A 9,449-nucleotide genomic window follows, 5' to 3' on the forward strand; every position below is an offset into this window, starting at 1 on the left:
CGGGCGCGCCGTCACCGCTCCCAATACGGCGGCTCTCCGAACGCCTCACGCAGGCACTCGGCGAAAGCCCTCAGTTTGGCCGAAGGCCGCCGGCCCTCCTGATGGGCCACATAGATGAATTCCGGAGCGGACCGGAGCCCCACATCGACGACCTGAAGGCGGCCCTTCGCGATGTCGGGACCGACGATGAAGGTCGGCAGGAGGGCGATGCCGATCCCGGACAGCGCGGCGTCCCGCATCATGTCGCCGTTGTTGACGCGCAGGGCCACCCGACCGCGGAGGATGGTCGCCCCGGTCGGGCCGGGGAACCGCCAGTCGTCGACACCCCGGTTGGTGTAGAAGATCCCGGCATGACCCTCCAGGTCGCCGGCCGCGCCGGGCGTCCCGTGCCGGGCCAGGTAATCCGGCGACGCGACGAGAACCCGCCGGCTTGGCGCCAGCCGCCAGGCGACCAGCCGGGAATCCATGAGCGGACCGTGCCGGACCACGGCATCGTAACCTTCCGCCGATACATCCACCCGCCGGTCGTCGAGGTCGAGCGTCAGCTCGATGCCGGGATGCCGGGCGAGAAACGGATACACCGCCGGCCCGAGATGCATTCGGCCGAATGTCACAGGCGCCGAGATGCGCAGGGGCCCGACCAGAGCGCCGCTGCGCTGGGCCATTTCCGCCATCGCTTCCTCGACCTCGTGGGCAATGCGGGACGCCCTCTCGCGGAACGTGATCCCATCCTCCGTCAGGCTCAGCCGACGGGTGCTCCGATGCACGAGCCTCACGCCGAGGCTGCGCTCGAGCTCGACCAGGCGGTCGCTGACCACGGATTTCGACAGTCTCAGACGGCGCGCCGCCTCGCTGATCGAGCCGGCCTCCGCGACCGCCACGAAGGTGGCGATGCCATCGAGCTTCATCATCGTTCGGACTTTCCGGAGGCCAGTTTCTCCTTTCGGAGCCTAATCCGGAAGGTGCTCAAACGCTATCTCCGGCTCCGACGGAGACGCGTTGACCGCAGCCACGGCAAAAGCTCTCCCGTTGAAAGGAGACGACAGATGCTCAGGTTCGTCATCAGTGCTCTGGGAGCCGCCGCCATCGCCCTGCCGGCTGCTGCGCAGATGCAGTTCCCGGCCGAAATCCGGACACAGGAGATCACCACCAACGGCGCCACAATCCATGTCCGCGTCGGCGGCACGGGCCCGGCCGTGGTTCTGCTGCACGGCTATGGCGAAACCGGCGACATGTGGGCGCCCCTGGCCCAGGATCTTGTCCGGGATCACACGGTCGTGGTTCCGGACCTGCGCGGCCTGGGGCTTTCCTCCAAGCCGGAAGCGGGGTTCGACAAGAAGACGCAAGCCGGCGACGTGGCAGGCGTTCTCGACGCGCTCAGGATCGATCGCGCCGATCTGGTCACGCACGACATCGGGAACATGGTCGGCTACGCCTTCGCCGTCCAGCACCCGGACCGGGTGAGGCGGTTTGTTCTGATCGATGCTCCCTTGCCGGGGATCGGCCCGTGGGAAGAGGTCCTGAAGAACCCGCTGTTGTGGCATTTCCGGTTTGGAGGCCCCGACATGGAGCGCCTTGTTGCCGGTCGCGAGCGCATCTATCTCGATCGCTTCTGGAACGAGTTCTCGGCCACGCCCAGCCGCTTCTCCGAGGCCGCACGGGACCATTACGCGAAACTGTACGCCCTGCCGGGCGCCATGCACTCGGGTTTCGCCCAGTTTGCCGCGTTCGATCAGGATGCCGTCGACAACAAGGCCTTCCTCGCGGCCAAGGGCAAGCTCGCAATGCCGGTGCTGGCGATCGGGGGCGAGAAATCGTTTGGCCCGATGATGGCGTCCGTGATGCGGTTTGCCGCCAGTGACGTGACCGAGGGGATCATTCCCGACTCAGGCCATTGGATCATGGAAGAAAACCCGACGGCGACGAGCGCCATGGTTCGCTCCTTCCTGACGTCCAACTGAACGGAACGACGCGGTTTGCACGACCTCTCCCCGTCATGGCCGGGCTCGTCCCGGCCATCCCGATACGGACAGGCGCGGCACTGTTCGTCGCCGGGATCACCGGCACAGGGCCGGTGATGACGGGCAGCGGACATTCGGTGCCGTTTCGAAGGCTTGCCGGCAGTGGCGTTGCGACCAATGTCTGTCGCCAGCCGTCAGGAGCCAGGCTGGCCGGGGACATGGGGCGCATGATGCACGACGATCAGGTTCACATCGACGTTGATACCGTTCGTGAATTGGTCGCCGATCAGTTTCCCGAGTACCGTCATGAACGGATCGTGCAACTCGGATCGGCCGGCACCGACAATGCCATCTTCCGCATTGGATCGGGTGTCGCGGCACGGTTCCCCCTGCGCGTCATGAAGCCGCTCGAATGCGCCGAGATGCTGCGCCGGGAAGCGGCAGCCATGACCGAGTTCGCGCAGCATTCTCCCTATGCGACTCCTCGACCGCTGGGGCTCGGTCGACCCAGCGCGCTGTATCCGACGGCCTGGGCGGTGCAGGGTTGGATCGACGGCGAGACGGCCACGCCGGACGGACTTGCTGCGTCCACGGCATTCGCCCTCGACGTCGCCGACCTGATCGCGTCTTTGCGTGCAGCGGACACCCGTGGCCGCCGCTTCGACGGACCAGGGAGAGGCGGCAACCTTCCCGATCATGACGACTGGATGGACGTCTGCTTCAGGAACAGCGGCGCCCTTCTGGACGTCGCTCGCCTGCGTGGCATGTGGGCCCGGCTGCGGGAGCTGCCGCCATCCGGGCCCGACGTCATGAGCCATCGGGATCTCATTCCGGCCAATCTTCTCGTGCGCGACGGGCGTCTCGCGGGTGTGCTCGATGCCGGCGGCTTCGGGCCGGCGGATCCGGCGTTGGATCTCGTGGCTGCGTGGCATCTTCTCGATCGGGACCGCAGGGACATCGTGCGGTCCCGTCTCGGATCGGACGACGTCGAGTGGGCGCGCGGAGCAGCATGGGCGTTCCAGCAGGCGATGGGGCTGGTCTGGTACTATCAGCGGACCCATCCGAGGATGAGTGCCTTGGGACGAAGCACGCTCTCCCGCCTGCTCGACGATCGTGACGTCTGAACGGGACCGGCGCCGGGAGACCATTCAGGCAGAAGGGGATGTTCGCCGAGCGTGAGGCCCCGCTCATCCACGCAACCGACTCGCATCCGGAAGGGCTCGGCGCCTCAAGAAATCGGGATCACAGGCACAGGGCCGGTGATGACGTGGAGACGGTATGAGCCGGTGATGACACCCTCCCATGTCATGGCCGGGCTTGTCCCGGCCATCTCGATCAGGAAAAGCGCTGCGCCTCACACGATCGGGATCACCGGGACGAACCCGGTGCTACCGGTTTCGGGCACGGCCGACAGGAACGAGATCGATATGGGCAGGATTTGGCTTGTGGTCCAACATCGCGCCGTTTGCGGCATCGAGGACCAAGCCGACTGATCCGCCCGGCAGGATGGCGTTCCCGATCACGCCAGGGGCCGCTTTATCGGTCAGCACTGACGTCACCAGGAGGGACCCTGGCCGGTATCCTCTGGCGTCCGCATAGGCCGTGAATTCAGTCTTTCGATTCACCTTCACGACGCAAGGCGAGCGGGGACATTCCTGCCCGAGCGACGTCCGGATCCGCGCCGTGCTTGGGCTGGCCGTGATGGTCACCGTCTCCTCGACTCCACGGGTCACCGTGTTGCAGGCCGCCAACGATAAGACCGCGCCCGCCCCACATGTCAGAACGCGCATTCGCATGGATTGTCCCTCTCGCGTGCCGGCTCACAATGCCGCTCTGTCAAAAGCAGGTAGGGCTCACGGTTAAGTCTGCCACTGTTGCTTCTCCTGGCATGACGTTCGTGGCTCCTCGTCATCCTGTGAGACACCCTGCTCAAAGCATTCGGGATCACCAGGCTCGTCCCGGTGATCCCGCTTCTATGAGGCACAGCGTCCCCATCATCGGAAAGGACTGAGCGGCCGTCTCTCGCCGCGCGAGGAGCGACGACGCGGCGCGGCGTTTCCGCAGCTTCGCGCGAACCGAATGGACACGGTGTCATTGTCATGGGTGAGGCCGCGCCCGACGCGGCCGGCTTTCGGATTCACCAGAAGAGGACATGACGATGGCGACGAGCAGGAAGAGTGGGACCTCACAACCCAGCAAGGCCCGCAAGACATCGGGAGCATCCGCGTCCCGGTCGACGGCCAAGAAGGGAGCGGCCGCATCGAAGCGCGCGCAGCCCAAGGCGAGCGCGCGCTCCGCGACGAAGTCGCAGGCCGTTCCCGCAAAAGCCCGCTCCGCGGCGGGATCGCGCTCCTCCGCCCGTGCGTCTACCGGCACGTCGCGCTCCACCACGCGGGCGCGCTCTGCGTCCCGGCCGCAGGGCGGCCTGTTGAACCCGATGGCGTGGCTCTCGAGCCTCGAGACCACCCTCACCTCCCCGCAGGCCCGTGCCGTGATGGCCGAGGCCTTGAGGGCGGTGGCGAACGTGCTCGAGGCGCCGCAGGGCGGCGAGTCCGGTAAGAGCGGCGGCGTGCAGGAAGGCCGTCGGGCCGTGTCGGCGGCCGGCAGCCTCGGGGCCGAGATCGTGGCCGCGCCTCTCGAAGTGGCGGCTGCCGCCATCGGGGCGGCGGGCGAGGTGCTGACGGGCGCGCTCGGCGGCCAGGGCGGCGAGGACCGCGGCACCGGCGCCTCGCGCACGGGCGGCGCACGCAAGAAATCGGCGCCGTCACGCGGCTGATCTCGCCCACGCACGCGCATGAAAAAGGCCGCCTCGTCGGAGGCGGCCTTCGTTGCGTCGAATGCGCAGGGGTTCGTCAGGCCGCCGCGGCGACCGGCTCGGGGCCGGCCTCGTCCATGGCCCGCATGTAGACGTCGAGCAGGCTGTCGTGCTCGTCGCGCTCGTCCTGGTCCTGCTTGCGCAGCTTGATGATCTCCTTGAGGATCTTCACGTCGAAGCCCTCGCCCTTGGCCTCGGAGAAGACCTCCTTCTTGGCCTCGTTCAGGTCCTTGATCTCGTTCTCGATCTGCTCGATGCGCTCCACGAACGAGCGGATCCGATTGCCCGGAATTCCAACGACGTCACTCATGGCTTCTCCTTTGCCGTCACCAGACCGGCACTATCGGGCAGGCGGGTAAGCACCCCGTTAATGCCGGGCGGCGGCCGGGCCGTCCCGTCCTGCCGGTTGCCGAAGGCGCGCGGCGACCGGCCCATGACACGCTTGAACGCGGCGCTGAACGCGCCCTCGGATTCATAGCCGAGGCTCGGGGCGATCAGGGCGATCGGATCGCTCGCCGACAACCGCTCGGCCGCGAGCAGCATCCGCCACCGGGTCAGATAGGCCATCGGGGTTTCCCCGACCCGTTCGCGGAACGCGAGGGCGAAGCTGGATCGCGACATCCCGGAGAGCCGTCCGAGCTCCCGCAGCGTCCAGCGATGCGCCGGATCGCCGTGCATGGCGGCCATCGCGGCCGACAGGCGCGGATCGCCGAGGGCGAAGAACCACCCGACGCGCGTCGGCGGAGCCTCCGCGAGATGCAGCCGCAGCGCCTGGACGAGCATCATGTGGGCGAGATGCTGCGCCACCAGGGCGCTGCCGGGCTGGCCCTCGCGGATCTCCTGCATCATGCGCTCCACCGACCAGCGCAGCGCCTCCTGGTCGCTCTCGCGCCGGATGTGGATGAGCGCCGGCAGGGCGGCGAGCAGCATGGACGCGTGACGCCCCTCGACGGCGAAGCGGCTGCCCACGAGAGCGAAGGCGTCGCCGCCGTTCACGGTGACGACGCCCCCATCCCGCGGGGGCGGGAAGATGGTGGCAGCGTCGATCGGCGGTCGATCGAGGTCGCTCCCGATCCGGAACGGCCGGCCACTCGGCAGGATGAAGCAGTCGCCGGCCCGGATCAGAGCCGTCTCCGCCGTGCCCTCGACGGCGAGCCAGCACGCGCCCCGGGTGACCGCGTAGCACTTGATGCGGGCGTGCTGGTCGGCGAAGCGAACCGCCCAATCGCCGCCGGCCTCGAAGCCCGCCGAGACGGAGCCTCGCGGCCTGATGAGCGCCAACACGTCGGAGAGAGGATCGACGGGCATTCTGGACGATCTCGACATTTGTTCGGACGAACGCGCATGGAGCGTCCGGCCAGGAGGGCTTAAAGCCGTGAGAGCTTAAAGCATGGGCACGGACAGCACATCCCGTACCGTCGTGAAGGAAGAGACAGGCATGATCGTCGTTACAACGCCCACCGGGTCCATCGGCCGCCAAGTCCTGGCGCGGCTGCTCCAGGCGGGAGAACGCGTCCGCGTCATCGCGCGCGATCCGTCGCGCCTGCCCCGGGAGACGCTCGCGCGGATCGAGCTCGTCGAGGGCTCGCACGGCGAGGCAGAGGTGGTGGACCGCGCCTTCGACGGCGCGGACGCGGTGTTCTGGCTTCCTCCGCCCAACCCGCATGCCGAGAGCCTGGACGCGGTCTATGCCGACTTCGCCCGTCCGGCCTGCGAGGCGTTCAGGACGCACGGCGTCGGTCATGTGGTGGGGATCTCGGCCCTGGGCCGGGGCACCCCGATGGCGGACCGCGCCGGGCTCGTCACCGCGTCGCTCGCCATGGACGACCTGATCGCCGGCACGGGCGTGAACTATCGTGCTCTGACGATGCCGTCCTTCATGGACAACCTGCTGCGTCAGGTGGCGCCGATCAGCGACCGGGGCGAGTTCTTCTCGCCGGTTCCGGGCGACCGGAAGGCCCCCGTCTGCGCCACCCGCGACATCGCCGACGCGGCGGCCGACCTTCTGATCGACCGGCGCTGGAGCGGCCAGGGCCATCGGGCGGTGCTCGGCCCGGAGGACCTCTCCCAGAACGACATGGCGCGGATCATGTCGGAGGTGCTCGGCAAGCCGGTCTTGCATCGCCCGGTTCCGATCGAGGCCTTCAAGGCTCAGCTCTCGGCCGGGGGCCTGTCGCCGGCCTTCGTGGAGGGCTATGCCGCCATGATGACGGCCAAGGCCGAGGGGCTGGACAACGCCGAACCGCGCACGCCCGAGACCACGACGCCCACCACCTTCCGGCAATGGTGCGCGGACGTGTTGCGGCCGGCGGTCATGGGTCGGGGCTGATCGCGCCGCTCGGACACGTCTGCGTCATGGCCGGCTGTGCCGGCCATCCCGATCCGGTGAGGCACGGCACTTCAGACACTCGGGATCACCGGCACGAGGCCGGTGATGACGGTGGTGGCGGGCAGCCTCAGGCGTCAGCCCATCTGGAAGCCCGGGGTCGAGCGCGACAGGGCGGCTTCCTCGTCGGTCATGTCCTCGGGGATCGCCTCGAAGAGCGGGGTCGAGAGGTAGCGCTCGCCGGTGTCGGGCAGCATGGCGAGGATCACCGATCCCTCGGGGGCCCGCTCGGCCACCTGCATGGCGACCGCGACGGTGGAGCCCCCGGAGACGCCGGTGAAGATGCCCTCCTTCTGGGCGAGCATCCTGGCCCATTTCATGCCTTCGGCGCCGGCCACCGGGATCAGCTCGTCGTAGAACTTCCGGTCGATCGCCTCCTGGAGCACGAACGGGATGAAGTCGGGCGTCCAGCCCTGGATCGGGTGCGGCTCGAAGGCCGGGTGGCTCTCGGCCGGGGCGCCGTTCTCGGCCCGGCCCTGAGCCCGGCCGCTGCCGATGAGCTGGGCGTTCGCCGGCTCGCTCAGGATGATCTTGGTCTCGGGCCGCTCCCGGCGCAGCACCCGGCCGACGCCCGTGACGGTGCCGCCCGTGCCGTAGCCGGTGACGAAATAATCGAGCCGCCGGCCCTTGAAATCGCCGAGGATCTCGCGCGCGGTCGTCGCCTCGTGGATGTCGGCGTTGGCCTGCGTCTCGAACTGCCGGGCGAGGAACCAGCCGTTCGCCTCCGCGAGCTCCACGGCCTTCTGGTACATGCCGAAGCCCTTGGCGGCGCGCGGGGTCAGGACCACCTTGGCGCCGAGCATGCGCATCAGCTTGCGCCGCTCGACCGAGAAGCTGTCCGCCATGGTGACGACGAGCGGATAGCCCTTCTGGGCGCAGACCATCGCGAGCCCGATGCCCGTGTTGCCGCTCGTCGCCTCGACGACGGTCTGGCCGGGCTTGAGCGCGCCGGATCGCTCGGCCGCCTCGATGATCCCGATGGCGAGCCGGTCCTTGACCGAGGCGGCGGGGTTGAAGAACTCGGCCTTGACGTAGAGCGTGACATGCGCGGGCGCGAGATGGTTGACGCGGATGCAGGGCGTATCGCCGATCGTGTCGACGATGCTGTCGAACAGCCGTCCGCGGCCGTCGGTTGTCCTGGTCTGAGGCTTCGGGTTGTCCATTGGCGGGCCCTCCTCGTTTTCACCTCTCAAGCTTAGTGAAACGGGCCGAATCCGTCCAGGAGTTTCGGCTCTGGACGGACGGAACTCCGCGCAGGACGACCGATGTGCTTACTCGGCGGGCTTCGGAGCCGGCGCAGCGGGACGTGCAGAACCTGGGGCTCCGCGCCCAGGCCGGGCGGGACGCTTGGGGGCGGCGATCAATCCCTCACGGATGGCCTGCTTGCGGGCGAGCTTGCGCGCCCGGCGGACCGCTTCCGCCTTCTCGCGGATCTTGCGCTCGGAGGGCTTCTCGTAGGATTTCCGGGCCTTCATCTCGCGGAAGACGCCTTCCCGCTGCAGCTTCCTCTTGAGCGCCCGAAGGGCCTGGTCGACGTTGTTGTCCCTGACGAAAACCTGCAAAGGATGTCCTTTCTCGAATCTGGCGGACCTCACGTCCGCAATGCCGTGTGTGCGGTGGACGACGTCATCCGCCTCGTCGATGATCAAACGCTTCGGATCTCGCCTTCTCGCACGGCGCGCTCGATCGCTCCCGCCCTGATCCGGTAGGAGAACTCCCCGGTCTGGTCGGCCGGCATGAGCCGCACGACCTCATAGAGGTTGCTGGCGTTCAATCGGGTGTCGGAGAACCCGGCCTGTTTCAGCTGCACCATCTGGCGAACTTTGAATTTATGGACCATCGATCATTCTCCTGGGTTTGACGCTTAAGGGTCGGGCCGCCGCAGGCGGGCGACTATCGCACGCGCCTGATGCTGACGATCGTGCCTTCGGGAAGGGTCCCCTGCTCCTGCCGGGCTCGCGCCGTTGTCTCGACCGCGCGCGGATTGGAAGCCGCTTCCGGATTGTCGATCCAGAGATAGGCCCGACGCGCATCGTCGTAATCCACCACGAACATCACCGATTTGGCGGCCGCTTTTCGAAATGTGTTCATCACGTCCTCACGGGGTGGGCCGTCCGATGACGGCGCGGCGAAACAAGAAAGCCGCTCCCCATGGGGAGCGGCTCCGCAGGCAGCACTTCAGGCAGCACTTGCGTGAAGCGCCGTCTCATCCTCAGGCCTGGATGTTGTTGACGGCGACTTTGCCGGAGCGGCGGTCCTCGGCGGTGTCGAAGGAGACCTTCTGGCC

At 67.8% G+C, this 9,449-nt stretch carries 12 protein-coding genes and 1 pseudogene; 5 read left to right on the forward strand and 8 right to left on the reverse strand.

Translation table 11 applies throughout. From position 1 onward, the window contains the following. Nucleotides 1–11: 11 nt before the first annotated feature. Nucleotides 12–911 carry a LysR family transcriptional regulator gene (locus KBI52_RS21750; RefSeq protein ID WP_210811649.1) on the reverse strand — a complete coding sequence of 300 codons (900 nt, stop codon included), beginning with the start codon at nt 909–911 and terminating at the stop codon, nt 12–14. 135 nt (nt 912–1,046) lie between these two features. Between KBI52_RS21750 and KBI52_RS21755 the strand changes: the two genes are divergently transcribed. The 4 genes from KBI52_RS21755 to KBI52_RS21770 all read left to right on the forward strand — a co-directional run bounded on the left by KBI52_RS21755 (nt 1,047) and on the right by KBI52_RS21770 (nt 4,737). After that, nucleotides 1,047–1,961, forward strand: a complete 915-nt coding sequence (locus KBI52_RS21755) for an alpha/beta fold hydrolase (RefSeq protein WP_210811652.1) — start codon at nt 1,047–1,049, stop codon at nt 1,959–1,961. Between the two features lie 35 nt (nt 1,962–1,996). Then, the gene (locus KBI52_RS21760; protein ID WP_315974841.1) at nt 1,997–3,085 is read left to right on the forward strand and encodes an aminoglycoside phosphotransferase family protein; all 1,089 of its coding nucleotides are present in this window, start codon (nt 1,997–1,999) and stop codon (nt 3,083–3,085) included. 165 nt (nt 3,086–3,250) lie between these two features. Next, the gene (locus KBI52_RS21765) at nt 3,251–3,454 is read left to right on the forward strand and encodes a hypothetical protein (RefSeq protein WP_173946221.1); all 204 of its coding nucleotides are present in this window, start codon (nt 3,251–3,253) and stop codon (nt 3,452–3,454) included. Between the two features lie 665 nt (nt 3,455–4,119). Continuing rightward, complete coding sequence (locus KBI52_RS21770; protein ID WP_210811657.1) at nt 4,120–4,737, forward strand: hypothetical protein; 618 nt, start codon at nt 4,120–4,122, stop codon at nt 4,735–4,737. 76 nt (nt 4,738–4,813) lie between these two features. Here the strand turns inward: KBI52_RS21770 and KBI52_RS21775 are convergent, their stop codons facing one another. Further along, complete coding sequence (locus KBI52_RS21775) at nt 4,814–5,086, reverse strand: DUF2312 domain-containing protein (protein ID WP_173946224.1); 273 nt, start codon at nt 5,084–5,086, stop codon at nt 4,814–4,816. Continuing rightward, nucleotides 5,083–6,084 (reverse strand): AraC family transcriptional regulator, encoded by a 1,002-nt coding sequence (locus KBI52_RS21780; RefSeq protein ID WP_210811660.1) that lies wholly within the window; start codon nt 6,082–6,084, stop codon nt 5,083–5,085. Before KBI52_RS21780 ends, KBI52_RS21775 begins: the two co-directional genes overlap by 4 nt. A 130-nt stretch (nt 6,085–6,214) precedes the next feature. On the opposite strand from KBI52_RS21780, the gene KBI52_RS21785 reads away from it, so the two are divergent. Next, nucleotides 6,215–7,105, forward strand: coding sequence for an NAD(P)H-binding protein (locus KBI52_RS21785; RefSeq protein ID WP_210811663.1), 891 nt, complete (start codon nt 6,215–6,217; stop codon nt 7,103–7,105). Between the two features lie 134 nt (nt 7,106–7,239). Here KBI52_RS21785 and KBI52_RS21790 read toward each other — a convergent pair whose 3' ends face one another. From KBI52_RS21790 to KBI52_RS34265, 5 genes and pseudogenes are all read right to left on the reverse strand, one after another. Continuing rightward, nucleotides 7,240–8,325 (reverse strand): PLP-dependent cysteine synthase family protein, encoded by a 1,086-nt coding sequence (locus KBI52_RS21790; RefSeq protein WP_173946227.1) that lies wholly within the window; start codon nt 8,323–8,325, stop codon nt 7,240–7,242. A gap of 108 nt (nt 8,326–8,433) precedes the next feature. Then, complete coding sequence (gene rpsU, locus KBI52_RS21795; protein ID WP_210811666.1) at nt 8,434–8,724, reverse strand: 30S ribosomal protein S21; 291 nt, start codon at nt 8,722–8,724, stop codon at nt 8,434–8,436. Nucleotides 8,725–8,807: 83 nt separating this feature from the next. Continuing rightward, nucleotides 8,808–9,002: a hypothetical protein gene (locus tag KBI52_RS21800; protein ID WP_173946229.1), complete on the reverse strand. Its 195-nt coding sequence runs from the start codon at nt 9,000–9,002 to the stop codon at nt 8,808–8,810. A 53-nt stretch (nt 9,003–9,055) separates the two neighbouring features. Next, a complete protein-coding gene (locus KBI52_RS21805) occupies nt 9,056–9,253 on the reverse strand; it encodes a hypothetical protein (protein WP_173946230.1) in 198 nt (65 codons plus the stop codon). A gap of 121 nt (nt 9,254–9,374) precedes the next feature. After that, nucleotides 9,375–9,449 (reverse strand): annotated as a pseudogene (locus tag KBI52_RS34265) (cold-shock protein); the annotation flags it as partial.

The organism is Microvirga sp. HBU67558, assembly GCF_018069605.1.
Taxonomy (GTDB): domain Bacteria; phylum Pseudomonadota; class Alphaproteobacteria; order Rhizobiales; family Beijerinckiaceae; genus Microvirga; species Microvirga terrae.

What these genes read in the sequence shown, in the direction of transcription:
- KBI52_RS21780 (WP_210811660.1), bottom strand. Translation starts at nt 6,084, where the DNA reads ATGCCCGTCGATCCTCTCTCCGACGTGTTGGCGCTCATCAGGCCGCGA.
- KBI52_RS21750 (WP_210811649.1), bottom strand. Translation starts at nt 911, where the DNA reads ATGATGAAGCTCGATGGCATCGCCACCTTCGTGGCGGTCGCGGAGGCC.
- KBI52_RS21760 (WP_315974841.1), top strand. Translation starts at nt 1,997, where the DNA reads ATGGCCGGGCTCGTCCCGGCCATCCCGATACGGACAGGCGCGGCACTG.
- KBI52_RS21765 (WP_173946221.1), top strand. Translation starts at nt 3,251, where the DNA reads ATGACACCCTCCCATGTCATGGCCGGGCTTGTCCCGGCCATCTCGATC.
- KBI52_RS21790 (WP_173946227.1), bottom strand. Translation starts at nt 8,325, where the DNA reads ATGGACAACCCGAAGCCTCAGACCAGGACAACCGACGGCCGCGGACGG.
- KBI52_RS21770 (WP_210811657.1), top strand. Translation starts at nt 4,120, where the DNA reads ATGGCGACGAGCAGGAAGAGTGGGACCTCACAACCCAGCAAGGCCCGC.
- KBI52_RS21755 (WP_210811652.1), top strand. Translation starts at nt 1,047, where the DNA reads ATGCTCAGGTTCGTCATCAGTGCTCTGGGAGCCGCCGCCATCGCCCTG.
- KBI52_RS21785 (WP_210811663.1), top strand. Translation starts at nt 6,215, where the DNA reads ATGATCGTCGTTACAACGCCCACCGGGTCCATCGGCCGCCAAGTCCTG.
- KBI52_RS21775 (WP_173946224.1), bottom strand. Translation starts at nt 5,086, where the DNA reads ATGAGTGACGTCGTTGGAATTCCGGGCAATCGGATCCGCTCGTTCGTG.
- KBI52_RS21805 (WP_173946230.1), bottom strand. Translation starts at nt 9,253, where the DNA reads ATGAACACATTTCGAAAAGCGGCCGCCAAATCGGTGATGTTCGTGGTG.
- KBI52_RS21800 (WP_173946229.1), bottom strand. Translation starts at nt 9,002, where the DNA reads ATGGTCCATAAATTCAAAGTTCGCCAGATGGTGCAGCTGAAACAGGCC.